This window comes from Corallococcus carmarthensis (assembly GCF_003611695.1).
Taxonomy (GTDB): domain Bacteria; phylum Myxococcota; class Myxococcia; order Myxococcales; family Myxococcaceae; genus Corallococcus; species Corallococcus carmarthensis.
The window spans coordinates 1-25,661 of the sequence record NZ_RAWE01000141.1 but is presented as its reverse complement, the minus strand read 5'-3'; the positions used below and the strand labels follow the sequence as shown (position 1 = coordinate 25,661).

Annotated in this window: 17 protein-coding genes; 15 read left to right on the top strand and 2 right to left on the bottom strand. The window is 69.1% G+C overall.

The window, feature by feature from the left end; genetic code table 11:
* On the top strand, positions 1 to 541 hold a 541-nt coding region (locus D7X32_RS29460; protein ID WP_147450313.1), incomplete at its 5' end, for an SGNH/GDSL hydrolase family protein.
* 28 nt (positions 542 to 569) lie between these two features.
* Here the strand turns inward: D7X32_RS29460 and D7X32_RS29455 are convergent.
* Positions 570 to 2,495: a GGDEF domain-containing protein gene (locus D7X32_RS29455; protein WP_120605892.1), complete on the bottom strand. Its 1,926-nt coding sequence runs from the start codon at positions 2,493 to 2,495 to the stop codon at positions 570 to 572.
* Between the two features lie 215 nt (positions 2,496 to 2,710).
* Here D7X32_RS29455 and pgeF point away from each other — a divergent pair, with 215 nt between their 5' ends.
* From pgeF to D7X32_RS29415, 8 genes are all read left to right on the top strand, one after another.
* Positions 2,711 to 3,469 (top strand): peptidoglycan editing factor PgeF, encoded by a 759-nt coding sequence (gene pgeF, locus D7X32_RS29450; protein WP_120605891.1) that lies wholly within the window; start codon positions 2,711 to 2,713, stop codon positions 3,467 to 3,469.
* A gap of 88 nt (positions 3,470 to 3,557) precedes the next feature.
* Positions 3,558 to 4,412, top strand: a complete 855-nt coding sequence (locus D7X32_RS29445) for a tetratricopeptide repeat protein (RefSeq protein WP_439329025.1) — start codon at positions 3,558 to 3,560, stop codon at positions 4,410 to 4,412.
* A 26-nt stretch (positions 4,413 to 4,438) separates the two neighbouring features.
* Entirely contained in the window at positions 4,439 to 5,656 is a 1,218-nt protein-coding gene (locus D7X32_RS29440; protein ID WP_120605889.1) for a LysM peptidoglycan-binding domain-containing protein, read from the top strand.
* 142 nt (positions 5,657 to 5,798) lie between these two features.
* Positions 5,799 to 6,929: a DNA-processing protein DprA gene (locus D7X32_RS29435; RefSeq protein WP_120605888.1), complete on the top strand. Its 1,131-nt coding sequence runs from the start codon at positions 5,799 to 5,801 to the stop codon at positions 6,927 to 6,929.
* Between the two features lie 23 nt (positions 6,930 to 6,952).
* A complete protein-coding gene (gene topA / locus D7X32_RS29430) occupies positions 6,953 to 9,547 on the top strand; it encodes a type I DNA topoisomerase (protein ID WP_120605887.1) in 2,595 nt (864 codons plus the stop codon).
* Positions 9,548 to 9,712: 165 nt separating this feature from the next.
* Complete coding sequence (locus D7X32_RS29425; protein ID WP_120605886.1) at positions 9,713 to 10,468, top strand: MotA/TolQ/ExbB proton channel family protein; 756 nt, start codon at positions 9,713 to 9,715, stop codon at positions 10,466 to 10,468.
* Between the two features lie 25 nt (positions 10,469 to 10,493).
* A complete protein-coding gene (locus D7X32_RS29420) occupies positions 10,494 to 11,018 on the top strand; it encodes an ExbD/TolR family protein (RefSeq protein WP_120605885.1) in 525 nt (174 codons plus the stop codon).
* Between the two features lie 2 nt (positions 11,019 to 11,020).
* Positions 11,021 to 11,596, top strand: coding sequence for an ExbD/TolR family protein (locus tag D7X32_RS29415; RefSeq protein ID WP_120605884.1), 576 nt, complete (start codon positions 11,021 to 11,023; stop codon positions 11,594 to 11,596).
* 61 nt (positions 11,597 to 11,657) lie between these two features.
* Here D7X32_RS29415 and D7X32_RS29410 read toward each other — a convergent pair whose 3' ends face one another.
* Positions 11,658 to 12,050 (bottom strand): TraR/DksA family transcriptional regulator, encoded by a 393-nt coding sequence (locus tag D7X32_RS29410; protein ID WP_120605883.1) that lies wholly within the window; start codon positions 12,048 to 12,050, stop codon positions 11,658 to 11,660.
* A 229-nt stretch (positions 12,051 to 12,279) separates the two neighbouring features.
* On the opposite strand from D7X32_RS29410, the gene trmFO reads away from it, so the two are divergent.
* The 6 genes from trmFO to D7X32_RS29375 all read left to right on the top strand — a co-directional run.
* Positions 12,280 to 13,638 (top strand): methylenetetrahydrofolate--tRNA-(uracil(54)-C(5))-methyltransferase (FADH(2)-oxidizing) TrmFO, encoded by a 1,359-nt coding sequence (gene trmFO / locus D7X32_RS29405; RefSeq protein ID WP_120605882.1) that lies wholly within the window; start codon positions 12,280 to 12,282, stop codon positions 13,636 to 13,638.
* Positions 13,635 to 15,254, top strand: coding sequence for a PD40 domain-containing protein (locus D7X32_RS29400; RefSeq protein ID WP_120605881.1), 1,620 nt, complete (start codon positions 13,635 to 13,637; stop codon positions 15,252 to 15,254). The genes trmFO and D7X32_RS29400 overlap by 4 nt, the downstream gene beginning before the upstream one ends.
* Before the next feature lie 103 nt (positions 15,255 to 15,357).
* Positions 15,358 to 17,619 (top strand): kinesin, encoded by a 2,262-nt coding sequence (locus D7X32_RS29395; protein WP_120605880.1) that lies wholly within the window; start codon positions 15,358 to 15,360, stop codon positions 17,617 to 17,619.
* A gap of 63 nt (positions 17,620 to 17,682) precedes the next feature.
* Positions 17,683 to 18,585 (top strand): tyrosine recombinase XerC, encoded by a 903-nt coding sequence (locus tag D7X32_RS29390; protein WP_120605879.1) that lies wholly within the window; start codon positions 17,683 to 17,685, stop codon positions 18,583 to 18,585.
* Positions 18,586 to 18,794: 209 nt separating this feature from the next.
* The gene (locus D7X32_RS45605) at positions 18,795 to 19,601 is read left to right on the top strand and encodes a hypothetical protein (RefSeq protein ID WP_158625782.1); all 807 of its coding nucleotides are present in this window, start codon (positions 18,795 to 18,797) and stop codon (positions 19,599 to 19,601) included.
* Between the two features lie 173 nt (positions 19,602 to 19,774).
* Positions 19,775 to 25,661: RHS repeat-associated core domain-containing protein (locus tag D7X32_RS29375; protein ID WP_158625781.1), on the top strand; the 5,887-nt coding region annotated here is incomplete at its 3' end.

The window sequence follows — 25,661 nt, the reverse complement described above, 5'->3', positions numbered from 1 at the left end:
GTCGCAGGGCGGGGGCTATCCCGACCGGCTCGCCTCCCGCCTCCGGCAGGGCGGCCTCCCCGTGGGCCATACCAACCTGGGGCAGAGCGGCGCGCGCGTGCGCGACATCGTCAACAATGCCCTCAAGCGCGTCATCGCGTTGCAGCCCACGCTCATCACCCTGGGCGTGGGCACCAACGACATCTGGCGCGGCACCGAGGTGGCGGAGTTCCAGGACGACCTGGACCGCATCGCCCGGCGGTTGAATCAGACCGGCGCGTCCATGGTGGTCGTGAACATCGCGGACATGGCGCTCGCGCCCGTGGCGAAGATGGTGCCCAGCGCGCTGTACGAAGGGCGCATCGAGCCGTTCAACGCAGCCATCGCCTCGGTGGCCCGCGCGCACGGGCTCCACCTGGTGGACCTCCACGAAGCCAGCCGGGAGATGATTCCCCGGCGCCCGGACTTCTTCTGCTCGGATGGGTTCCACCCGTCCGCGGCGGGCTACGACGAGTGGGCGGACCTGATGCTTCCCGTGGTCCGCACGCTCGTGAGCCGGTAGGCGCAGGGCGGTCCTTTCCGCCCCGCGCTCAGGCCTTCGCGATGCCCGGAGGCGCGGGCGGCGTGGAGGGCGCGTCCGCGGGCGGCGCGTTGATGCTGCGCTCGCGGCCGGGATGCACCTCCATGCCGGGCTCGAACGCCGTCACGCGGTTGCGCCCCGTGCGCTTGCTGCAATAGAGCGCCGAGTCCGCGCAGTCCACCAGCATGTCCTGCGACGTCGCATCCGTGGGGAAGTGCGAGACGCCAATGGACACCGTGACATGCCCGCCGGGCAGCCCCGTGCGGCTGAGCGTGACGGAGTCCGCCACCGCGCGGCGCAGCGTCTCCGCGACCTCCACCGCCGTCGTCTTGGAGACCTGCGGCAAGAGCAGCACGAACTCCTCGCCGCCGTAGCGCCCCAGCGTGTCCACCTTGCGCGCGCGGGTGCGCAGCACGTCGGAGACCCGGCGCAGCGTCTCGTCTCCGGCGCGGTGTCCCGCCAGGTCGTTGAGCCGCTTGAAATGGTCCACGTCCACCATGAGCAGCGCCAGCGGCACGCCGAAGCGCTGGGCCCGCGCCAGCTCCAGGTCCAGCCGCTGGAAGAGGTGGCGGCGGTTGGGCACGCCCGTAAGCGCGTCCGTCAGCGTGAGCTTCACCGTCTCCGCGTGCAGGCGCGCGTTCGTCACCGCCGTCGCGGCCTGATCCGCCACCGCGGTGAAGAGCTCGATCTCCTCCGCGGAGATGCTCGCCGTCTCCGGGCGCTGGAAGTTGATGACGCCCAGCAACGTCTCCGCGTGCACCATGGGCACCGCCAGCAGCGTGCCGTGCTCCGAGCCGCCGCGCAGGCCGCGCCGCGCGAAGATGCTGGTGCTGTCCGTGAGGTCCGGCAGGTACACCGCCTTGCGCGTCTGGGCGGCCCGTCCACACGCGCCCTCGCCGATGGCGAAGGTGTGGCCCTCCAGGCCCCGGCCCTGCGGCCATGCGTGCTTCACCTCCAGCATGCCCTCCTCGTTGAGGAGCATGATGGAGAAGTCGGGGATGTGCAGCCGCTCCACCACCATGCGGGTGATGCGCGACAGGAGCTCGTCCAGCTCCAGCGTGGTGTTGAGCGAGCGCGCCACGTCGAACAGCAGCGACAGCTCCCGCAGGCGCTCCTCCAGCTCGTCCTTCAGCGCCAGCTTCTCCTTCACCAGCTGCAGGTCGCGGTGCGTGTCGATCTCCTCCACCTTCATGGAGGTGAGCCGCGCGAGCATCCCGTTGAAGGCCGCGCCCAGGCGCGAAATCTCGTCCGTGCCCTTCGCCTCGGCGCGCACCAGCAGGTCCCCGTCCGCCGCGCGCCCCATGGCCTCGCTCAGCCGCTTGAGCGGCGCGGTGAGCACGAAGCGCAGCGACAGCCAGGTCACGAGCGCCAGGATGCCCACGAAGAACACCATCGCGCCCAGCGCGTCCTGGAACACCGTCTGGAGCTGGCGGTGCAGGGTGGGCTCGCCCAGGCGCACCTGGAGCACGCCCATGCGCTGCGCGGCCTGGCCGGTGTGGCAGCCGGAGCACTCCGGACCGCCCAGGGGCCGCACCACCTCCGTGCCGTGCTCGCTGGAGCGCGCCGTCTCCGGCCCCGTCGCGGACAGCCGCGCGGCCTCCGGATGCGGATGGCCCTGCTCGGCCGGCCGCCGGCTCCAGCGGATGCGCCCGTCCGGCGTCAGGACCCGCAGGTCCTCCACGGAGCGGAACAGCCGCGTGTCCGACGACAGCACGTCCGCCACCGCCCCGTGTGGAGCGGCGCCCGGCGCCTGCGGCAGCGTGAACGTGGAGGCGACGGCTTCCGCCAGGGCCAGGGCTTCCAGGTGGGTGCCTTCACGCACCGCCTGCCGCGCCTCGCGTGAGAAGTGACCCACGCCCAGGAGCGCCACCACCAACCCGGGCAGGGCGATGCTCCACAAGAGCTTCCTGCCAATCGTCTCGGAACCGAGGGCCATGTGCGGGGCGCAGTGTGCTCCGTGCCTTCGCGTTCTGTCCGCGAGTGCCGGAGTGTTGAAAATTGTCAGGGGCATGACACGCCCTGTCAAACGTACTCGTGTCGAAATATTGAACCTGGGGTGTTGTTACTCCGCATGTTCCTGTTTTCAGGGGCTGCGCCCGTGGCACGGTGGGCGCCCTGCCGAAGCCCGCGCCCGGAGATTGGAAGGCCACCATGTCCACGCCCCAGTTCCTCACGTCCGCGCTGTTGCCGGTGCCGCACGGCTTCGCCACGCGCGCGGGTGGGGTGTCCGAAGGGCCCTACGCGTCGCTGAACCTGGGCTTCTCCGTGGGCGACGAGCGCCCGCGCGTGGAGGAGAACCACCGCCTCCTGGCCCGGGCCGCGGGCGCCAGGCTGGGCGCGCTCTGCCGGGTGTCGCAGGTGCACGGCGACGTGGTGCTGGAGGCGCGCGGCGAAGCGGACGAGGTGCTGCGCCCGACGCTGGGCGAAGCGGATGCCCTCTGGACGGAAGGGGAGGGGAGCTGGGTGGCGGTGGGCACCGCGGACTGCGTGCCCGTGCTGATCGTGGATCCGCGCGGCAGGCGCGTGGCGGCGGTGCACTCCGGATGGAAGGGCACGGACCTGGAGATCAGCGCCCGCGCGGTGGAGGCGCTGGAGGCGCGAGGCAGCAGGCCGGAAGACCTGCTGGCGGCGGTGGGCCCCTGCATCCAGGCGTGCTGCTACGAAGTGTCGGCGGAGCTGGGCGACCGCTTCCGCGCGCGCTTCGGCCCGGACGTCGTCCGCGCGGGCGAGAAGCCGCACCTGGACCTGCCACTCGCGGTGAAGTCGTCCCTCGTGAAGGCGGGGCTCAAGTCAGGGCAGGTGGACGTGCTACAGGCCTGTACGGCGTGTGATCGCGAACGGTTCTTCTCTCACCGGCGGGACGCGGGACGCACCGGGCGTCACCTCAACTTCGTGCTGCACCGCTTCTAGCGGAGGCCCGTCCGGGTCGTTTTCTTGACGGTTTCCGACCGGCCTTCCTATCCTCGACGTGGAATCCCCTCCGTCCAGGCTCGTGCCGGTGCGTCCCTTCCTCTTCCGCCTGTTTGCCGCCGTCGCGCTCTCCGCGCCGACCGCCTGCGCCACCACCGCTGCTTCCCAGACGGAAGTGGGCCGGCTGGAGGCGGAGGTGCGCACGCTGCGCGCCAACCAGGCGTCGCTGGTGGAGCGCCTGGAGCGGCTGGAGAACCGCGACGCCGTCTCCCGCGCCCGGACCGTCTCCCCGGCCCCCGCTGCTGCCCCGGTGGCCTCCGCCAGCGCGAAGCCGGAAGCGGCCCCGTCCGAAGGCGGCGAGCCGCTGGGGATGGCCCCCGCGGAGCTGACGGTGGTGCGGCTCAAGCCGAAGAAGGAACCCGCGCCGCGCATCAACACGGCGGTGGCGGTGATGGAGCCGGACACGGATCAGATGGAGATGTTCATCTCCCCGGTGGAGGGCTCCTCGGGGACGGGCTCCGTCACCTCGGCCCGTGTGAGCATGGAGCCTCCGGAGAAGGATCCGGACATCCTCGACGCCGAGTACGAGCGCGCGGTGGCCATGCTGCGCACCGGCAACGTGGAAGGCGGCGTGGAGACGCTCACGCGCTTCGCGTCGGAGAACCCGCGCCACCCGCGCGCCGACAACGCCCTGTACTTCAGCGGCCTGGGCCAGATGGGCCTCCAGGATCCGACCGGCGCGGCGAAGACGTTCGAACGGCTCATCAAGACCTACCCCGCCGGGGATGCCGTCCAGGACGGCATGCTCCGGCTCGCGGAGTGCCGGGTGCGGCTGAATCAGGCCGTGGATGCCCGTGCCCTCTATACTCGCGTCGTCACCCAGTTCCCGGGGACGGCCGCCGCCACGCAGGCGGAGCAGCGGCTCGCCGCGCTCTCGCCGTAAGCCCTTTTGTGAAAGGACGTCCTCCGATGCGCTCCCGGATCCTCGCCACCCTGCTCGTGCCCCTCACCGTCGCGCCGGCATGGACGGCTTTCGCCCAGGATGCGCAGGAGGAGGAACCCCAGCCGGCCTCCACCGAGACGGAAGGGCAGGACATCTCCGACGACGTGGAGCAGCGGCCCACCTCCGTCACGCTGCCGCCCGGCGCCCCGCAGGGCCGTGAGAGCGCGCCCGGGCAGGTGCACACCGTGGAGACCGGCGACACGCTGTGGGATTTGTCCCAGCGCTACCTGGGCAGCCCCTGGTACTGGCCCAAGGTCTGGTCCTACAACCCGCAGATCGCCAACCCGCACTGGATCTACCCGGGCAACAACGTGAAGTTCTTCCCCGGCGGCGAGGAGGTGCCCTCGCGCGTGGAGGCCGGTGACCTGCCCTCCGACGACGTGGCGGCGCCCACGGACGTGAGCGGCGGCAGCCTGGTGTCGGTGGTCGGGAAGATCGGCTACGACCCCGCCAGCGCGCGCCCGGTGACGACCAAGGGCTTCGTGACGCCGCGCGAGCTGGACGAGGCGGGCCGCATCGACGGCTCGGCCTCCGAGGCGCTGATGCTCTCCGCCCCGGACAAGATCTACCTGCGCTTCAAGAAGCGCGGCGCCGCCAAGATTGGCGACCGCTACGTCATCTTCCACACCGTGGAAGAGGTGAAGCACCCGGTGACGAACGCGCGCACGGGCTACCTCACGGAGCTCCTGGGCACGGTGCAGGTCGTCGCCATCAACGACGACGTGGTGACCGCGCGCATCATGGAGACGTGGGACCCCATCGCCCGTGGCGACCTGGTGGGCCCCTCCAGCGAGAAGCTGTCGGAGCGCATCGCCCCCAAGCCCAACGCCAAGGAGATCCCCGGCTACGTGCTCACGCCGATGACGCCGGGCCAGACGCTGCTGGGCGAGCACCACTTCATCGTCGTGGACCGCGGCACCGCGGACGGCGTGCAGGTGGGCAACACCTTCACCATCGAGCGCCGCGGCGACCCCAGCCTGGATGTGCTCGGCCGCAGCGACTACAAGATGGGCGACGCGGGCAAGGGCCAGAAGGCCTACCCCTGGGAGGCCGTGGCCCAGTGCATGGTCACGGAAGTGCGTGAGCGCACCTCCAACTGCCTGCTGACCCGCTCCCTGACGGAGGTCTCCGCCGGCGACCGCGCCACCATGCGCAAGGACGGAACGCCCACCGCCAGCCGCTGAGCACGCAGGCGGCGAACGGCAGGAATGCTGCATTCCGGCCCGCCCGGGAAGGGCGGGTCGCTTGACCCCCGAAGTTCCGGTGTTATGTGTCACGCCCCTCCCGGGACCACCTCTATATAGGTGGGAAACAGGCGGGGACGGTATGGCGGACACATCGACGGACATCAACCCACCTTGGGACGAGCAGCGCGCCACCCTGGCGCTCTGGGCCATTGCTGGCCTGGGGCCCCGGACGTTGGCCGCCGTGCGCGCGTTCGCCGGTGGGGCGCTGTCCCGGCTCGCGTCCACGCCCGTGCGGGACTGGGTGGCCGGAGTGCCGGTGCCCGCCCCCGTCCGCCAGCGGCTGGCCGCCGTCGCATCGCTGGACTCCCTGGCGTCCCGGACGGAAGAGGCCTGCGCCCGGGCGGGCCTCCAGGTGGCCTTCGCGGGCACGCCCGCCTATCCCGCCCGGCTGGTGGGGGTGGAGGACGCGCCGCCGCTGTTGTTCCACCGGGGCGACCCGGGGCCTCCCCGGCGCAGGCTGGCCATGGTGGGCAGCCGCCACCCGGATCAAGGCTTCCTGCCGTTCGCGCGCACCTTCGCCCGGAAGGTGGCCGAGTCCGGGCTGGGCGTGGTGTCGGGCGCGGCGGAGGGCGTGGACCGGGCGTGCCACTGGGGCGCGTTGGACGTGGGCGCGGAGACGTGGGCCTTCCTGGGCTCCGCGCTGGACGCGTTGGACTCCGCCCAGGCCCGGCTGCTGCCCCACTTCCTGGAGCGGGGCGGGGTGTTCTTCAGCGAGCTGCCGCCCGGAGTGCGGGCGAGCACGACCACCTTTCCCCGGCGCAACCGTCTTATCGCTGGCGCGTCGGATGCGGTGCTGGTGATGCGGGCCGGGGCGGATTCCGGGAGCCTGTACACGGCGGAGGCGGCGCGGCTCCAGGGCCGGCCGGTGTTCGCCCTGCCCGGGGACGTCTGGCAGCCGGCCGCGGCGGGCTGCAACGCCCTGCTGGCGGACGGGCGGGCCCTGGCGTGCACATCCGCTGAAACGATCTGTGCGGTGGTGGGCGTTCACCCGGTCCGCGCGGTGCCGGCGGGGCGGGACGCGGGGTGGTGGGAGGCGCTGTCGGTGGAAGCGCGCGGGGCCTATGGGCTGTTGGACCGGGTTCCCCGTTCTTTCGACGAGGTGCTCGCCGGAAGCCCGCTGTCGCCCGCGGCGCTCACGAGCGCCCTGGTGGAGTTGGAATTGTCGGGGCTGGTGGTCCAGCACCCGGGTAAACGGTACGAGAAGGTTTAGAGGCAGTTCGAGGTAGGAGAGCCATGGCCACGCGGAAGAAGACACAGGCGGCGCAGACGGAGGCGACGGCGGAGGAGACGCCCAAGAAGGCGGCCTCGAAGAAGCCGGCGGCCAAGAAGGCCGCCAAGAAGAAGACGGCGGCGAAGAAGGTCACTGCCAAGAAGAAGACCGCTGCCCGCCGCCGTGGTGCGGAAGGCGAAGAATTGCCCACCGTCGACGCGCACGCGGACGCCGAAGAGGAAGTGCCCGAGCGCCGTGGCAAGGGCCCGCACTACCTGGTCGTGGTGGAGTCGCCCGCCAAGGCCAAGACGATCAAGAAGTACCTGGGCTCCGGCTACACGGTGAAGGCGTCCGTGGGGCACGTGAAGGACCTGCCCAAGAGCAAGATTGGCGTCGACGTGGAGGACGACTTCAAGCCCGAGTACACGGTCATCAAGGGCAAGGAGAAGGTCCTCAACGAGCTGAAGAAGATGGCCAAGACGGTGGACCGCGTCTTCCTGGCGACGGACCCCGACCGCGAGGGCGAGGCCATTGCCTGGCACATCAAGGAGGAGCTGGGCCACCCGGACTCCCTGCGGGTGACCTTCAACGAGATCACCAAGCGCGCCGTGCAGGACGCCATCGCGCAGCCGCGTCAGCTCAACCAGGACAACTACGACTCGCAGCAGACCCGGCGCATCCTGGACCGGCTCGTCGGCTATCAAATCTCGCCGCTGCTCTGGAAGAAGATCCGCCGCGGCCTGTCCGCCGGCCGGGTGCAGTCCGTCGCGGTGCGCCTGATTGTCGAGCGCGAGGCGGAGATCAAGGCCTTCCAGCCGGAAGAGTACTGGACGCTGGACGCGCTGGTGCAGGGTCCGCAGGGGCCTCCGCCCTTCAAGGCGAAGCTGTCCCGCGTGGACGGCAAGAAGGTGGAGCTGAAGGACGGCGCCACCACGGACGGGCTCGTCGCGGAGCTGAAGGGCGCCCCCTTCACCGTGACGAAGGTGGACCGCAAGGAGCGCAGGCGCAACGCGCCCGCGCCCTTCATCACCTCCAAGCTCCAGCAGGAGGCGGCGAACCGGCTGCACTTCACCGCCAAGAAGACGATGACGCTGGCGCAGAAGCTGTACGAGGGCGTGCCGCTGGGTGAGGAGGGCCAGACGGCGCTCATCACGTACATGCGCACGGACTCCACGCGTCTGTCCGACGACGCCGTGACGCAGGTGCGCGAGTTCATCGGGCAGAAGTACGGCGCGGACTACCTCCCGCCGGAGCCCATGGTCTACAAGAGCCGCAAGAGCGCCCAGGACGCGCACGAGGCCATCCGGCCCACGTCGCTGGAGTACCCGCCCGAGCGCGTGCGTCCCTTCTTCGACGCCATGGACGAGCTGGACATGTTCCGGCTCTACGAGCTCATCTGGAACCGCTTCGTCGCGTGCCAGATGAAGCCCGCCGTGTATGACCAGACCGCCGCGGACATCACCGCGGGCCGGGCCACCTTCCGCGCGTCCGGCAGCACCCTGAAGTTCCCCGGCTACCTGGGCGTCTACGGCGCCGGCCTCACGCCGGAAGAGGAGTCCGAGCGCGACAAGGCCAAGGCCGCCGGTGAAGAGGGCGCCGAGGACGTGGTGGGCGAGCTGCCCCCGCTCAACGAGGGCGAGGTCCTCCGGCTGGACAAGCTGCTCAACGAACAGCACTTCACCCAGCCGCCTCCGCGCTTCAGCGAAGCGACGCTGGTGAAGGAGCTGGAGGAGCGCGGCATCGGGCGTCCGTCCACGTACGCGGCCATCCTCTCCAACATCCAGGACAAGAAGTACGTGGAGAAGCTGGAGAGCCGCTTCCGTCCCACGGACCTGGGCCAGATGACCAACGAGCTCCTGGTGAAGCACTTCCCCCATGAGCTGGACGTGTCGTTCACGGCCAGCATGGAGGAGAAGCTGGACCAGATCTCCGACGGCGGCGCGTCCTGGAAGACGGTGCTGCACGACTTCTACGGGCCCTTCAAGGAGACCCTGGAGAAGGCCGAAGCGGAGATGCGCGACGTCAAGCGCGAGGAGATCAAGACCGACATCGCCTGCGAGAAGTGCGGCAACCCGTTCGTCATCAAGTTCGGGAAGATGGGCCACTTCCTCGCCTGCTCGAACTACCCCGACTGCAAGAACACCAAGGACTTCAAGCGGGACGCGGAAGGGAAGATCGTCATCGTGGAGGAGGAGACCACGGACGAGAAGTGCGAGAAGTGCGGCAAGCCCATGGTGATCAAGCGCGGCCGGTTCGGGCGCTTCATGGCGTGCTCGGGCTACCCGGACTGCAAGACGTCCAAGCCCATCTCCATCGGCGTCAATTGCCCGGAGTGCAAGGTGGGCTACCTCACCGAGCGCCGCAGCGGACGCGGGAAGATCTTCTTCGGCTGCAACCGGTATCCGGAGTGCAAGTTCGCCGCGTGGGACCGGCCGCTCGCGGAAGCCTGCCCGCAGTGCGCGTCGCCCTACCTGCTCCAGAAGTTCTCCAAGCGGGACGGCGCCTACATCGCCTGCCCGAACAAGGAATGCGACTACCGCCGCGAGGTGGTGGAGCCAGCCATTCCGGGGGCTTCCGCGGAGGCCGCGCCTGCTCCCACGCCCACCGTGGAAGCCTGAGCGCAAAAGCCCAGTCATTCCAGGGGGGTAGGCTCCGCCCCCTGGCTTGACACCTTCGCGGGCGAAGTCCTAGAAGTCCGGATTGCTCCCGGCCCGTGATCGCAGCCTCCTGCCCTTTTCGCGGCAGGGGTGCGCGCGGGGGGCAGCGAAAGGACGCGCTCCGCGATGATTCCCTCTGTCAGTGAGTTGCTGCGCGTGGTGGTGGCCGAGGCCGCCCCCGCCGCGGCGGGCCATGCCTCTTCGGGAGGCCTGGGGGAGTTCATCGTCGGCGCGTTCAAGGCCGGCGGCCCGTTCATGTTCGTGAACCTGTTCTGGCTGGCGGCGTCACTGGCGGTGATTGGTGAGCGCGCGGTGACGCTGCTCTACCGCTACCGCCTGAACGCGGCGGCGTTCATCGAGCAGGTCCACAAGATGGTCCGCAGCGGCAACCTGGACCGCGCGGTGAAGTTCTGCGGCATGGCGCCGCGCTCGCCCCTGGCCCGCGTCATCCGCGCGGGGCTCATCAACGCGAACCGGGGTGAGTTGGAAGTGGCCAAGGCGGTGGAGGAGGCGCTGGCGGAGTACACGCCGCACGTCTCGCGCCGCGTGCAGTGGCTGTGGTCGCTCGCGAACATCGCGACGCTGGTGGGCCTCGTCGGCACCATCGTGGGCCTCATCGGCACCTTCCGCGCGCTGGGCAACGTGCCGGCGGAGCAGAAGCAGGCGCTGCTCTCCAACGGCATCTCGGAGGCCATGTACAACACGGGCTTCGGCCTCTCCATCGCGGTGCTCTGCATCGTGGCGCACCTGTTCTTCAGCAACTACTCCAAGAACATGGTGGAGCTGGTGGAGCTCAACGCGCTGAAGCTGGAGAACCTGCTGTCGCGCCGGGGCTCGCTGGAAGTCGTCCCCTCGGACTCCGACGTCCGCGCCGCGTCGTAGGCCGCCACAAGGCACCGGACACGCCATGGCGTTCCACTACTCGCGCCGCAAGCTGAAGCCGAGGGAAGAGGAAGAGGGGGGCGAGCTGAACATCGTCCCGTACCTCGACATCCTCATGAACCTCATCATCTTCATGTTGCTGTCCATCACGGGGCTCACCGCCTTTGGCGCGCTCAACGTGAACGCGCCCAGCTACGGCGCCACCGCGGGGGCGGGAGGGGACGCGGACGCGCCCAAGCTGAACCTGTCCGTGCTCATCTCCCACAAGGGGCTCTTCATCCGAGGCGACAGCCCGGAGGCCGCGCCCGCGGAGGGTGGGGCGCCCACGGTGCCGCTGAAGGCGGACGGCACGCAGGACTTCGCCGCGTTGAACGCGCGGATGGTGAAGCTCAAGGCCGCCTTCCCGCAGGAGACGAAGGTCATCGTCGCGGCGGATCCGGACATCCCCTACGACTCGCTGATCCAGACGATGGACGCCCTGCGTGAGACGTCAGGCACCGTCGCCGAGCGCAAGCTGCTCTTCCCCGACGTCACCCTGGGCGTCCTCTAGCCATGTCCGAACCCGCGCCCCTGTCCGCCGAAGAAGCCGACCAGCTCGCGCGCATGCGCTACCGCCGGGCCCTCACGCGCAAGAAGCGCAAGGAGCGCGAAGCCGCCAGCGAGGTGAAGGAGCTCAACATCACCGCGATGATGGACATGATGACCATCATCCTGGTGTTCCTCCTGAAGTCCTTCGCGTCCTCGTCCGCGGCCATCACCGCGTCGGAAGACGTCCGGCCGCCGGTGTCCTCCACGCGCGCCACGCCCAAGGACACGGTGGCCATCACCATCACCCCCAAGAACATCCTGGTGGGTGACCGCGAGGTGGTGCGGCTGATCAACGGCCGCATCCCGGAGACCGAGGTGAAGGATCGCCTGGTGTTCGGGCTGGACGCGCAGCTGAAGAAGGAAGTGGCGAAGCTCAAGTACATCGAAGAGCGCAACCCGGCGGCGCCCTTCACCCACGAGCTGTCGGTCATCGCGGACAAGATGGTCCCGTATGATCTGCTGCTCACGGTGCTCTACACGGCGGGCGAGAACGAGCTGCAGAACTACCGCTTCATCGTGCTCCAGCGCGACTCCGAGTAGCCGCTGGACACACGACTCCCCCGCGCGGGATGGACGCACGGGGGAGCGCTTGACGGCTTCGCTAGAGGGACAGGCTGCCCACGTGGCGCGCGGCCTCCCGCGTCTCCTGCTCGTGGATGGCGGCGTCCTCTTCGCAGCGGATGGCGAAGGGCATGGCCTCCAGCCGGTCCAGCGAGATTTCGTTGCCGCAGTCCACGCACTCACCGAACACGTCGTTGTCCATGCGGCTGAGCGCGGCGTCGATGAGCATGATCTCCCGCCGCTGCGCTTCGATCAGCGTGGACAGCGTGTAGTCCGCCAGCTCCGCCTGCGCCTGTTCCTCGTACTCGGGATCACGCTCCTGGTCCTTCAGCGCGGCCAGCTCGCGGCGGGCACCCGCCTGCGCGCCCTCGGTCGTCCTGCGACGCTCCTGCAGCAGGCCTCGGATCTTCAGCAAGTCGTCGGTTCGGCTCATGGCTGCGTCACTCCCATCCCAGATTCGCGGTTGAAGGGCGCTCGCCCGGACGCTTCCCGGTCCCGAGCGAAGACCGCGAGAAACCTAGGGTTGGATCCCAGGTGGGGAAACCTCACCTCCCGTCCCGCACGCACGGCGGGACGCAGGGCAGGCGGGCGGACGTGAAAGGGCGTGGCCTCTCTGCTAACAGGGCCCTTTGGGGCCCGGTACAGAGGGCCCGGAGGTACGCATGTCGGACGTGAAGCAGCAGCGGGTGACGGTGATTGGCGGCGGCCTGGCGGGCACGGAATGCGCGTACCAGCTGGCGCGGCGCGGCGTGCCGGTGGTGCTGCGGGAGATGAAGCCGCACAAGCGCTCCCCTGCGCACAAGTCGGACACGCTCGCGGAGCTGGTGTGCAGCAACTCGCTGCGCTCGGACAACCCGGAGAGCGCCATTGGCCTCCTGCACGCGGAGCTGCGCGCGCTGGGCTCGCTGGTGCTGGCCAGCGCGGATCTGCACCGCGTGCCCGCGGGGGACGCGCTGGCGGTGGAGCGCGAGGGCTTCTCGCGCGAGATCACCACCCGGCTCCAGGCCGGCGTGGAGCTGGTGGGCGGTGAGGTGGAGCGGCTTCCGGAGGACGGCGTGGTGGTGGTGGCGACGGGGCCGCTGACGTCGGAGGCGCTCACGGCGGACCTGGAGCGCCACGTGGGCACGAAGCTCTACTTCTACGACTCCATCGCGCCCATCCTGTCCGGGGACTCCATCGACATGGACGTGGCGTTCCGCCAGAGCCGCTACGGCAAGGGCGGCGGGGATGACTACCTCAACCTGCCCATGACGAAGGACGAGTACTACCGCTTCGTCAACGAGGTGAAGGCGGGCCAGAAGGTGGTGCCGCACAGCTTCGAGGAACCGAAGTACTTCGAAGGGTGTCTGCCCATCGAGGTGATGGCGGAGCGCGGAGACGACACGCTGTCCTTCGGGCCGCTCAAGCCGGTGGGGCTGAAGGACCCGCGCACGGGGAAGGACCCCTACGCGGTGGTGCAACTGCGCATGGAGGACCGGGCGGGCACGGCGTGGAACATGGTGGGCTTCCAGACGCGTCTGACGTGGGGTGAACAGAAGCGCATCTTCAGCACGTGCATCCCGGGCCTCCAGAATGCGGAGTTCCTGCGGATGGGGCAGATCCACCGCAACACGTTCATCGACTCGCCCCGCCTGTTGGCGGAGGACCTGTCGTTGAAGTCGGAGCGGCGGGTGTTCTTCGCGGGACAGGTGACGGGCGTGGAGGGCTACGTGGAGAGCGCGGCGTGCGGCTACATGGTGGCGCTGGCGGTGCACGCGCGGCTGACGGGCACGCCGTTCGTGCCGCCTCCCGCGACGACGGCGCTGGGGTCGCTGTACCGGCACCTCACCGGGGAAGCGCACCCGCCGGATCATCCGCACCAGCCCACCAACGTCATCTACGGCCTGTTCCCGCCCCTGTCGGGACGGATGAAGAAGGCGGACAAGCGCGCGGCCTACTCGGCGCGGGCGAAGCAGGACCTGGCGGCCTGGCTGCCACTCGCGGGCGTTGTCGCCCAGACGGAAGGACAGACGAGCGCATGATGCGAACTGGGATGGTGGGCCTGGTGGCCCTGCTGGCGTTGTCGGGATGCAAGAAGGGCGAGGACAACAGCGCGCCCTCCCAGCGCAGCGCCGCGCAGGGCGACACGGTCCGCAGCGCGGCGAAGGGCACCGCGGTGGTGGGCGGGCAGGGGCAGTTGCTCGCGGCGGGCCGCGCGGCGGACCTGCGCCTTTCGCCGGACGGGCAGTTCGCCACGTTCCTGCTCAACGGCCAGAAGCCCCGGCTTGACGGAATCCCGCCGCAGATGCTGGTGGGGTCGCTGCACGTGGTGCCGGTGGCGGGCGGCAAGGCGCGTGAATTGGGCGACGGCGTGACGAACGTGCCGGGCAGCCTGCTGTTCTCCCAGGACTCGAAGCACCTGCTCTACGTGACGGGCTACAACCCGGCCTCGCAGTCCGGTGAGTTGAACGTGCTGTCGCTCGCGGACGCGGGCGCGGAGCCGGTGAAGCTGGGCACGGCGGTGAGCTACCTGCTGCCGTCCCCGGACGGCGTGCATGTGGCCTTCGTGGACGCGGGCACGCTGAAGCTGGGCAAGCTGCCGCAGGGGCCGTTCCTGGACGTGGCAGGCGAGGTCAGCACCGCGCAGTTCACCCCGGACGGCAAGACGCTGCTCTTCAAGCGCCGGCTGTCGGCCGCGGGCGGGCTGGCGGCGGTGACGGTGGGCGCCAGCGAGCCGCCGCGCAAGCTGGCGGATCAGGTGGGCGACTACCAGGTGTCCTCCGACGGCAAGCACGTGGCCTACCAGGTGCGCAGCGAGGCCGTGCGCGGGATGTATGACCTGTTCCTCGCGGACGTGCCCGGGCTGAAGGGGGCGAAGCTGGCGGTGGGCACTAACACGTTCGGCTTCTCACCGGATGGCCAGTGGCTGGCGCGCACGGAGAACGGCAAGCCGGAGCAGCTGGGCGACCTGTACGTGGGCCCGGCGTCCGGAGGCGCGGGGCGCAAGGTGGGCGAGGCCGTGGAGGAGATGGCCTTCGCGCCGGACTCCAAGGCGGTGGCCTTCCTGGAGAAGTATGACCAGCCGTCGCGCGCGGGCGGGCTGGGCGTGGCGTCGCTTCCGGACGGCGCGCCCAAGCGCGTGGGGGACCGGGTGCCCAACTTCGTGTGGGGTTCGGACAGCCGCTACGTGGCGTTCCTGTCGCGCTTCGTGAAGCCGGTGTTCTCCGTGGACCTGATGCTCTACGCGCTGGGCCAGGAGAAGGCGGAGAAGGTGCAGCCGGGCGTGTTCGGCTACGGCTTCGCGCCGAAGAACAGCGCGGTGGTGTTCCGCACCAACTGCATCCGCAACGGCCGCGCGTGCGACTTCAAGGCCGTGGAGCTGAACGAGAAGCCAGCCGAGGCGAAGACGTGGCTGCAGGGCATCTTCAGCTACAAGATCTCCGAGGACGGTGCGCGGGTGCTCGCGACGTATGCGCGCATGGACTCGGACACCTACGACGTGGCCGTCTACGACGTGAAGTCGGGGGCGCGGAAGACGCTCGACCAGGGCGTGCAGGTGCCCGTGTACTTCGCGGGCAAGGATGACGCGCGGGCCGTCTACATCATCAGCCAGGGCCAGAACCCCGGCGTGTACAGCGCCGTCGCCGCCGCGCAGTAGCGGGTGACCCAGGGCAGGGAGGGCCTTCGGGCCTTCCTTCCCGGGCGCGGGCGGACGTTGAGGCGTGCAGAGCCGGACGGGGTGTGCTGTCTTCGCGCGCCGAATGACACAGCTCGTCTATCGCCGCTACGGCGGCTCGCTCCAGGTCGACATCCCCGACTTCAACACCCTCACCGAAGCGGTGCGGATTCCCGCGACGCAGTGGATGGCGCTCGCGTGCCCCATGGAGGGCATCGCGTGTGATCCGCGCTTCCTCGCGCTGATGGACGCGGATGGCAACCGCCGCATCCGGGTGGAGGAGCTGCGCGCCGCGGTGGACTGGACGGCGGCCCGGCTGAAGGACCGCAAGGGCGCGGACGCGGGCAGCGACGTGCTGGAGCTGGCGGCGCTCTCCGAGACGGCGGACAACCTCAAGGGCGCGGCGGAGCTGGTGCTGCGCACGCTCAACGCGCCGGACACCACGCGTCTGTCGTTGGAGCAGCTGCGCACCAGTGACAAGGCGCTGCGCGACGCGGGCAAGAACGGCGACGGCATCATCGCGCCGGTGTCGCTGCCAGAGCGGCTGCGGCCCCTGGCCCAGTCCATCATCGCGGCCTTCCCGCAGGTGACGAACCGCGCGGGCCTGGCGGGCGTGGACGTGGGAAGCGTGAAGCGCTTCCGCGAGGAGCGCACCGCGCTGCTCGCGCACCTGGGCGGCAGGGACGCGGTGTTCACCTGGGGCACGGCGAGCCTTGATCAGGCGAAGCGCGTGCACGACGTGGCGCCGCTGCTGGATGGCTACTTCGTGCAGTGCCGCCTGGTGGCCGCGCAGCCGGAGGCCGCCGCCAGCCTGCGCCTGCGCGCGGACCGGGTGGAGGGCGCGCTGGGAGACCTGGGCGCCATGGGGAAGGCCGCGAACGAGCTGCCCATCGCGCCGCCGGATCCGACGGGCGTGCTGGTGTGGGCGCGGCTGTACCGCGGCGCCGGCTACGAGAAGCTGGAGGCCTTCCACCAGGAGGTGGCGACGCCGCTGCTGGGTGACGGCGTGAAGCTGACGGACACCGCCTGGCGCGAGCTGTCCGCGAAGGCGGAGGCCATCCTCGGCTGGCAGGCGAAGCGCGACGCGAGCGCGCTGCACACGGTGGCGGACACGCTGGGCTCGGTGTCCGACGAGGACCTGGATGCGATTGAAGCGGTGAGCCGCGAGGACCTGTCGCTCAAGCCCACGCTGGACGTCATCGCGGAGCTGGAGCGGCTGGTGCTGTACCAGCGCTGGCTGCTGCTGTTCTCCAACAACTTCATCAGCATGCCCAACCTGTACCTGCCCAAGCGGCGGGCGCTGATGGAGAAGGGCACGCTCATCCTGGGCGGGCGCAAGTACACGCTGTCCGTGCTGGTGACGGACCGCGCGGCGCACGCGGCGCTGACGGGGCAGGGGACCACCTGCATCCTCTACGTGAAGGTTATGCCCCGGGACGCGACGGACGCCTACGAGGTCGCGGTGCCCGTCACCTCCGGCCGCAGCACGGAGCTCGTCGTGGGCAAGCGCGGCGTGTTCTACGACGTGGACGGCAAGGAGAGCGACGCCATCGTCACGCAGGTCATCCGCCAGCCCGTGTCGCTCTGGGAGTCGATGACCATGCCGTTCATGCGCATCGGCTCGTTCATCACCAGCAAGGTGGAGGGGCTGGCCGCGTCCGGTGAGAAGGACTTCGATGCGTCGCTGGAGTCCGGCTACAAGCAGACGGTGACCGCGCCTCCGCCCCCGGCGGCTCCGCCCGCGGCGGCTCCGGCGGGAGGCGGCCTCGCGGGCGTGCTCGCGGCGGGCGGCATCGCGTTCGCGGCCCTGGGTTCGTCGCTGGCGTTCATCCTCACGCAGGTGAAGTCGCTCACGCTGGTGGACGTCATCACCGCGGCGACCATCCTGGCCATCGTGGTGATGGCGCCCGCGGGGTTGCTGGGGTGGATGAAGCTGCGCCGGCGCAACCTGGCGCTGCTCCTGGAGGGCTCCGGCTGGGCGCTCAACGACCGGTTGATGCTGACGCGTGGCGTGGCGACGCTGATCACCCGCAAGCCGAAGCTGCCCAAGGGCGCGCGCGTGGACCGCGCGGACCTGGTGCGCGGGGCGCTGCGCCACACGCAGGACGACGACGAGAGCGACAGCATGTCGGTGGGGGGCCGCATCGGCCTCACGCTGCTCATCCTCTTCGTGCTGGGCTGGCAGGTGCGCGTGCCCGTCACGGAGTGGCTGTGCACCTACCACTGGCTGTCCGAGGACGCCTGCCGCGTGCTCCTGCCCAAGCTGGTGCCCACGGAGCTGCCGGCAGGGGCCATTCCCGTGGTGCCGGTCACCCCGGTTGCTCCGGCGCCCGCTCCCGCGAAGTAGGCCAGGGTCGCGAAGCGACGCGAATCTTGCGAGGCTCGGGGAGGCCCCTAGGCTTCCCCGACCATGTCGACCCTGTCCCCGCTGTTGGAGCAGTTCAAGGACCACCTCGAAGGGGAGAAGGGCGCGTCCCCTCACACGGTGCGCAACTACCTCATCGACCTGGTGGACTATGAGCGCTACCTCGTGGAGCGGGTGAAGCTGTCGCTGCTCGCGGGCTCTCACGCGGCCATCCGCGGGTACCTGGGCACGCTCAGCGTGGACCACGCGCCCTCCAGCCGCGCGCGGCGGCTGGCCAGCATCAAGTCGTTCTACAAGTACCTGGTGCGGCAGAAGCTCCTGTCCGCCAGTCCCGCCAAGCTGGTGAAGAGCCCCAAGCTGCCCAAGTCACTGCCCAAGGTGCTGCCGGTGGAGGAGGTGTTCGCCATCCTCGACATGCCGGACCTGGACTCGGTGCTGGGGCTTCGCGACAAGGCCATCCTGGAGATGCTCTACGGCGGCGGCCTGCGCATCAGCGAGCTGTGCGGCCTGGACCTCCTGGGCGTGGAGCGCAGCAGCCGCATCGTCCGGGTGATGGGCAAGGGCAGCAAGGAGCGGTTGGTGCCGCTCAACGCGAAGGCCATCCAGTCACTGGAGGCCTACCTCGCGCGGCGCGGCGAACTGCTGGCGAAGGTGCATGACGGGCAGGACCCGGACGCGCTGTTCCTCAACTTCCGTGGCGGGCGCCTCACGCCCCGGAGCATCGCTCGGCACCTGGACGCGTACGTGCTCAAGCTGGCCCTGGCGCGCAAGGTGAGCCCGCACGCGATGCGCCACTCGTTCGCCACGCACCTGTTGGGCGGCGGCGCGGACATCCGCAGCATCCAGGAGCTGCTGGGCCACGCGAGCCTGTCCACCACGCAGAAGTACACCCACGTCACGTTCGAGCAGCTGCAAGAGGTCTACGACTCCGCGCACCCGCGCGCGTGACGATGCAGGGCCTTCCAGCCTATGGGCTGAAGACAACCCGGACATGGCGTGCGGAAGGAATGGACGCGCATGCAGTGCGAAGCCATGCGCGCCAGTTGTTGGGCATCGCTGGATTCCCAAGCACTGTCTGATGTAGAAGAGCGCCCCCCACCGCCCTCCGTGACACGTGTGCCTGGCGGATGGGTGTCATTACCGGAAAAAGCAATCACATGACGTTTTTCGAGAAGTCGTCCCGGCTGGTGGCCCTGACCGCCCTGGCTTGGTTGACCGTCGGGTCCCTCCTGCCATCCACCACCTGGGCGGCGTGTACCCCCGTGGCCGAAGTCTGCAATGGGCGGGACGACGACTGTGACGGGCTGGTGGACGAGGGCTCCGTCTGCCGCGCCGACTGGGAAGAGGGCACCTGCACGGGGTGTGTGCCCTACACCTGCCAGGGGCTCGGCAAGAACTGCGGCCCGATGCCCGACGGGTGTGGTGGCTGGTTGAACTGCGGCACCTGTGGTGCGGGAGTCTCATGCGCTGACAACGTCTGTCAGTGCGAAGCGACGGTGACCTGTGCCTCGGCGGGAGCCTCCTGCGGCTCGGTCCAGGATGGCTGTGGAACGGCCTTGAACTGTGGCACCTGCGCCACGGGGGCGACCTGCGTCGGGAATCAGTGCGTCTGCACGCCCGCGACGTGTCAGTCGCTCGGCAAGAATTGTGGAACGGTGGCGGACGGGTGTGGCGAGACGCTGAACTGCGGTATGTGCGCTTCGGGCAGCTCCTGCACCAACAACGTCTGCCAATGCACTCCGGCGAACTGCACGTCGCTGGGGGCGAGCTGCGGGCTGGTTTCGGATGGGTGTGGCGGGACGCTGAATTGTGGCACCTGCGCCCAGGGCAGCAACTGCATCAACAAGCAGTGCGTGACGGCCCCGGTGTGCCCCGCGGGCTCCTACCTCTGCTGCGATGGTTCGTGCAGCACCAACCGCCTCTGCCCGGGCGTGAGCTGCGAGCCGGGTCCGGTCGAGTCATGACGCGCTCGGGAACCACGAACTCGCGGTCACGGTGTCTTGATTCAGTTGCGTCCCGCTTCGAGCGGGGCGGTCCTTCTGCAGGCGGGATGATGCGTCGAATCGCATGGGTTGTAGGCGTCTTGCTCCTGGGGGCTTGCAGCCCCACGGAGTCTTCCTCGGAAGCCAATGGCGCCGTGGCGCGCACGCGGGGACAGCGGTTGTCCGTGCCGCCCGACACGTTGCTCCCGACGGAGACCGTGGATGGCTTCGTGGCGGGGACGCTCAAGGGGCAGGCCGGGGTGTCTTCGGATGGCTCCGCGACCTATTCGCTCCCGCTCTGGGTCACTCCGGGCCGCGCGGGGATGCAACCCTCGCTGTCGCTCCAGTACAAGAGCAGCCACCCCGACGGCCTGTTGGGCGTGGGATGGAGCGTGTCCGGCCTGTCCCAGATCACCCGGTGCCCCAGGACCGTGGCACAGGATGGCTTCTCGCAGCCGGTGACGTTCACGGCGGCGGATGCCTTCTGCCTGGATGGGCAGCGGCTCGTCGCGGTCAGCGGCGCGTATGGTGCATCGAACACGGAGTACCGCACGGAGCTGGACGGGTTCTCCAAGGTCGTCTCATTGGATGCGGATGCCAATGGGCCCGCGTCCTTCCGGGTGTACACCAAGAACGGTCGCATCCTGACCTATGGCGGTGGGAACGCGACGTTCAAGGGGGCGCGCATCAGCGTCCGACCGGCTTTTGAAAAGAGCTACTTCACCACGCGCGACGCGGAGGTGAACCGGTATGCCTGGTCGCTGGCGCAGGTCGCGGATCGCGTCGGCAACGCGATGCTGTTCGACTACGCGTTGAACTACGACGCGTACGACTCCAGCTACGAGCAACTGCTGTTGCGGATCCGCTACACGGCGATGCTCGACGGGACGCAGCAGCCCCGGCGCACCGTGGAGTTCGGCTACGGCACCCGCCCGCTGGACAACCGCACGGTCTACGTCGCTGGCTTCAAGATGAAGATGAGCCGCCGCCTCTCCCTCCTGCGGATGTGGGGGCCTGATGAGTCCGGTCTTCCCGTCGTCTTGAAATCCTATTCCCTCTCCTACACCGACGAGGTCGGCAGCGGCCGCAGCCTGCTGACGTCGCTGCAGGAGTGTGACGGCAGCTCCCGCTGCAAGCGCCCCATGTCCTTCGAGTGGACGCCGCAGGTCAACACCTTCACCCCGGTGGACCCGGCCATGAGCGACGCGAACATCACCGCGGCGTTCGCGTCCCTGCAGCCGGGAGACATCGACGGGGACGGCCGGGATGACCTCATCTATCGGGCGAACGCCACGTCCTCCTCCTTCCATTGGCGCGTGCGCACCAGCGATGGCACGTCCTTCAACGCCCCGACGGTCACCGCGCTGCCCACCAGCTGCTGGGCCAACACCGAAGGCGAGGACGGGCGCTGGTACGACGTCGACCTCGACGGACGGTTGGACGTGAGCATGGTCCAGAAGGACGGCTGCAGCCTGACTCCTCCGCGCACCCTGATGAACTACCGGGGCGGCATGTCCGGCTTCTCGCTGGTGGATACGGATCAGGCGCGCAAGACCTTCATGGCGGACCTGGACGGCAATGGATTGATGGAGGCCGTCCAGATCAATTACGCCAACCCCAACGGGCAGGGGCTGCCTCGCCTCTCCTTCCGGGAGAACCTCCAGGGGGTGCTTCAGCCCTACCAGCAGATCACCTTCCAGCCTGATGATTACAACGACAATATCTATTTCACCCTGAATCAGGATGGGACGTCTCAGACCAGCCTGTTGATGGAGAACAAGAGGCAGCTTCCCGCGGGATACGTGGAGCCGGTCTCGGACCGGTTCTGGTCCGTGCAGAAGCGCAACGGCGCCTTCGTCAAGACGGAGACGACCCTGCTGCTGCCCCACGTCGACCAGAAGGCCTACCTCTTCGCCGACATCAATGGCGATGGCCTGCCGGACGCCATCATGAGCCCCGGCGAGGGTGGTGACATCGAGATCATGATGAACACGGGCAACGGCTTCGCCGCCCCGGTCACCCAGGTCCTGCCCGCGTTCGCGAAGCTCACCTCCTGGGAGTTCGACAACGGCGTCCGTGTCCTGGATTTCAACCACGACGGTCGTCAGGACCTGCTGCTCATGGGCAAGCGGGGGACGGACCGGACGCACTTCGTCGTGATGCTCTCCAATGGCAGCACTTTTGGCGCTGGGGTGCGCTGGGATCTCCCGGTGTCCGCGGACGCGGAGACCCGCCACTACCAGTTGTCGAAGATCTTCGACATGAACGGCGACGGCCTGATGGATTTGACCCAGCCCGAGAATGGCCGGCTGATGGTCTACCGCCGGGATGGGCAGCGGCCGGGGATGCTCACGGCCGTGAGGGACGGCCTCAACTCCAGCACCACGTTCAGCTACAAGCCCATCTCCGAACCGACCGTGCATGCTCGGGGAACGACCTGCGGTTATCCCAACACGTGTGCCCGGGACAGCGTCTGGGTGGTGTCCGAAAGCCAGACCGACATGGGCGAGGCGAGTCCCACGGGCATCAAGCGCTACTTCTACGAGGACGGCCGCATCGACGTCACCGGCCGGGGATGGCTGGGCTTCAGCGCGATGACGGTCACGGACGTGCGGGACTTCACCGTGACCCGCACCGAGTACGGCACGAAGACGCGCGTCGGGACGTTCTATCCCTATGCGTCGACGCCGCTGCGCGAACGGACCCAGCTCCAGCTCGCCGGGAGGACGACGGAGCGTGAGCGCGTCATCACCTACCGGTCCACGCTCCGGAGCGGGACGGAGCCCAACACGAAGGTGCTGGCCATGTTCCCCTTGTCCGGCACCGAGACCGAGCGGGAGTTCGCGACCGCATCCGGGCCGGGAACCGGCTTCGTCCGCGTCACCGACACCAGCTGGTTCCATGACGACACCTACGGAAACCTGCTGGAGAAGACCCAGACGACGCACGGCGGTGACCAGGTCGCCTGGCAGGCGGAGTACTCCAATTCGCCCTCGGACTGGCTCGTGGGGCTTCCGACGAACGTCCGCGAGACGAGCATCGTCAACGGGCAGACGATCATCCGCAGCAAGGCGCTGGGCTACGAGGCGGCGACGGGCTACCTGCAGAGCGAGACCCTGATGCCGGGGGATCCCGCCCTTGAGCAGACGACGACCTTCACCCGCTCCCCGGACGGGTTGGCGACGCAGCTCACGCGGACGGCCGGTGGGGGACTGCTGTCACGCACCACGCTCATCACCTACGACGGCTTCGACCGCGTCTTCCCGGCGTCACTCACCAACGCGGTGGGCCATACGACGGAGTATGCCTATCACCCGGGGCTCGGGGTCCTGGCGGCGAGCCGCGACGAACTGGGCGTGGTGACCACCTGGCAGTACGACCGCTTCGGGCGCATGCGCAAGGAGGACGCTCCGGACCTGTCCGACACGGAGGTGCACTACACGCAGTTCCTGGTGAACGGCGCGTATCGCTTCCAGGTGAGCACGGCGGTCGCGGGATCGCGCACGGTGACGGTTGACTACGACCGGCTGGGCCGGTCCGTGAAGACCACGAGCCAGGACTTCAACGGCGCTCCGGTCATCTCCGAGCGGAGATACGACTGGCACGGGCGGGTCTCCCAGGTCATCGAACCCAACCCCATGGGCGGCACCGACGGCGTGGTGACCGCGTGGGAGTACGACCCCCTGGGGCGCGTGGTCAAGGTGACGAAGCCAGACGGCTCCTTCTCCACGTCTTCCTATCTGGACTTCCCGCAGGGACTGCTCACCACGGTGACCGACACGAACGGGAACGCCAGGCGCTTCCTCAACGACGTCAACGGACGGGTGATCCGCAGCTCGGAGCGCAAGTCGACGACGGCGGGCTGGTTGGACACGAATTATGAGTATGGCCCCTTCGGGCTGCTCGTGAAGGCGCGCGATCCCCTGGGCCACATCACGCAGATTGGCTACGACGCGACGGGGCGACGCACGTCGTTCCAGGACCCGGATTCGGGCCTGGTGACGACGCACTACACGGCCTTCGGTGAGATGGACTGGACGGTGGATGCGTCCAACGTCCTGACCACCTATTCCCGGGACAGCCTGGGACGGCCGCTCACCATCCACAGCTCACGCGATGGGACGTCCCAGCTCACCTGGGACGTCCTGGGACAGGGGCCCGCGGTGCCCGGGCGGCTGATGCGGAGCTTCCGGGAGGGTGACGCCCAGACCTCCCTCGATGACATCTTCGTGGACTACACCTACGACAGCCTGGGCCGGCCCACCCGGGAGCAGTGGTCGGTGGAGGGGCGCCCGTATGCGATTGACCGGAGCTACGACGGCCATGGTCGCCTCCAGGCCTTGGAGTACCCCGCGGTCGCGGGAGCGCGGCTGACGCTGGGGTACGAGTACACCGCGCGGGGCGACCTCCAGACCGTGCGGGACCTGGACACCCTGGGCGAGCGGTGGCGCGTGGTGGATCGCAACGCGGTCGGACAGCTGTTGTCCGAGACCCTGGGCAACGGCGTGGTGACCCAGCGGCTCTATGACTCCATGGGCCGGCTGCGGTTCATCCAGACCCAGAAGGGCACGACGGGGCTCCAGCAGCTCGCGTATGAGTACGACGGCGTTGGCAACATCCTTGGCCGCCATGACCGGCTCGCGAACACGTCCGAGGAGTTCCACTATGACGGGCTGGATCGCCTCACGGATTGGAGCATCTCCCAGAACTGCCGTTCCATCGGGCAGACGTATGCGTATGACGACCTGGGCAACCTGCTGGGCTGGACGTCGTCCCTGGGGACGAGTCAGACGCAGTCCTTCACCTACGGCGTAGGCGGGGCCGGGCCGCATGCGCTGACGGGCTCCCAGGCGGGCAGCTACGGCTACGACGCCAGCGGCAACCAGACGTCGGCGCCCGGGCGGACGGTGGAGTTCACGGGCTTTGGACTGCCGTCGCGCATTACGGACGGGCAGCAGAGCGTGACCTACCGGTACACGGCGGGCAACACCCGGGCCGTGAAGCGCCACTCGGATGGGACGGTGACGACGTACGTCGGTGGCATCTACGAGGAGCGTCGTGAGCCCGGCGGTGGGGTGACGCACGCGTTCCATGTCGGGGCGGCGGGGCGGGCCATCGCGCAGGTGGTCTGGCGCGTCGACGCCGACCCGAGCAAGCCGCTCAAGAAGACGTGGAACTACCTGCACCCGGATCACCAGGGCTCCACGGAGTCGGTGACGGATGCGTCCGGCAAGCTGGTGGGCCGGATGAAGTACGACCCGTTCGGCGGGCGGCGGCATCCGCTGGACCTGTCCGTGCCGTGGCAGGGGACGCCGCAGGAGGTCAGCCGGGGATTCACGGGTCACGAACAGGACGTGGAGTTCGACCTCGTGAACATGCGCGGTCGCATCTACGACCCGAAGATCGGCCGCTTCCTGAGTCCGGATCCGGTGATCCAGGCGCCCCTGATGGGTCAGTCGTTCAACCGGTACAGCTACGTGTTGAACAACCCGCTCCGGTACACGGACCCCTCCGGCTACATGTCGATAGACGCCATCTACTACTACGACGCCTGGTACGGGATGGAGGTGGGCCGGGTGCCGGGGGAGTGGACCGCGCCGGACACCCGCTATCCGGCCCAGGGACTGGGGCCCGGGCTCTTCGAGCGCGCGCCGAACTTTGATCCCATCAAGCCGTTCGAGCTCAACTTCGGCGCGGGCACCCGCAGCGAGGAATACGACTACCTGCGGGACAGGACGTACGGCGACGATAGCACCACGGAAAACATCCAAGCCGTGCTCAAGGTGACCTACCACCCGGACGAGGTGGACTTGCTCCTGATGCGGCTGAAGTACGGGCTCCAGGGAGGCCTGATGGGCGTCACGGCGGGCCTGCTGCCCGCGGGTTCCCTGCTCCCGTTGCCCGAGGACAAGAGCGAGGACTTCTACACGGGGTACGGCCTGGGCCTGGGGCTGGTGAGCGTGTCCGAGTTGGTGGATGCGGTCTACATGCTGGCGCTGGGAGGCGTGGGCGAAGCCGGTGGGGGTGGGCTGACCCTGACGG

Excerpts from the sequence above, each read along its gene's own strand:
- D7X32_RS29455 (WP_120605892.1), bottom strand. The coding sequence starts at position 2,495 with ATGGCCCTCGGTTCCGAGACGATTGGCAGGAAGCTCTTGTGGAGCATC.
- pgeF (WP_120605891.1), top strand. The coding sequence starts at position 2,711 with ATGTCCACGCCCCAGTTCCTCACGTCCGCGCTGTTGCCGGTGCCGCAC.
- D7X32_RS29440 (WP_120605889.1), top strand. The coding sequence starts at position 4,439 with ATGCGCTCCCGGATCCTCGCCACCCTGCTCGTGCCCCTCACCGTCGCG.
- D7X32_RS29435 (WP_120605888.1), top strand. The coding sequence starts at position 5,799 with ATGGCGGACACATCGACGGACATCAACCCACCTTGGGACGAGCAGCGC.
- topA (WP_120605887.1), top strand. The coding sequence starts at position 6,953 with ATGGCCACGCGGAAGAAGACACAGGCGGCGCAGACGGAGGCGACGGCG.
- D7X32_RS29425 (WP_120605886.1), top strand. The coding sequence starts at position 9,713 with ATGATTCCCTCTGTCAGTGAGTTGCTGCGCGTGGTGGTGGCCGAGGCC.
- D7X32_RS29420 (WP_120605885.1), top strand. The coding sequence starts at position 10,494 with ATGGCGTTCCACTACTCGCGCCGCAAGCTGAAGCCGAGGGAAGAGGAA.
- D7X32_RS29415 (WP_120605884.1), top strand. The coding sequence starts at position 11,021 with ATGTCCGAACCCGCGCCCCTGTCCGCCGAAGAAGCCGACCAGCTCGCG.
- D7X32_RS29410 (WP_120605883.1), bottom strand. The coding sequence starts at position 12,050 with ATGAGCCGAACCGACGACTTGCTGAAGATCCGAGGCCTGCTGCAGGAG.
- trmFO (WP_120605882.1), top strand. The coding sequence starts at position 12,280 with ATGTCGGACGTGAAGCAGCAGCGGGTGACGGTGATTGGCGGCGGCCTG.
- D7X32_RS29400 (WP_120605881.1), top strand. The coding sequence starts at position 13,635 with ATGATGCGAACTGGGATGGTGGGCCTGGTGGCCCTGCTGGCGTTGTCG.
- D7X32_RS29395 (WP_120605880.1), top strand. The coding sequence starts at position 15,358 with ATGACACAGCTCGTCTATCGCCGCTACGGCGGCTCGCTCCAGGTCGAC.
- D7X32_RS29390 (WP_120605879.1), top strand. The coding sequence starts at position 17,683 with ATGTCGACCCTGTCCCCGCTGTTGGAGCAGTTCAAGGACCACCTCGAA.
- D7X32_RS45605 (WP_158625782.1), top strand. The coding sequence starts at position 18,795 with ATGACGTTTTTCGAGAAGTCGTCCCGGCTGGTGGCCCTGACCGCCCTG.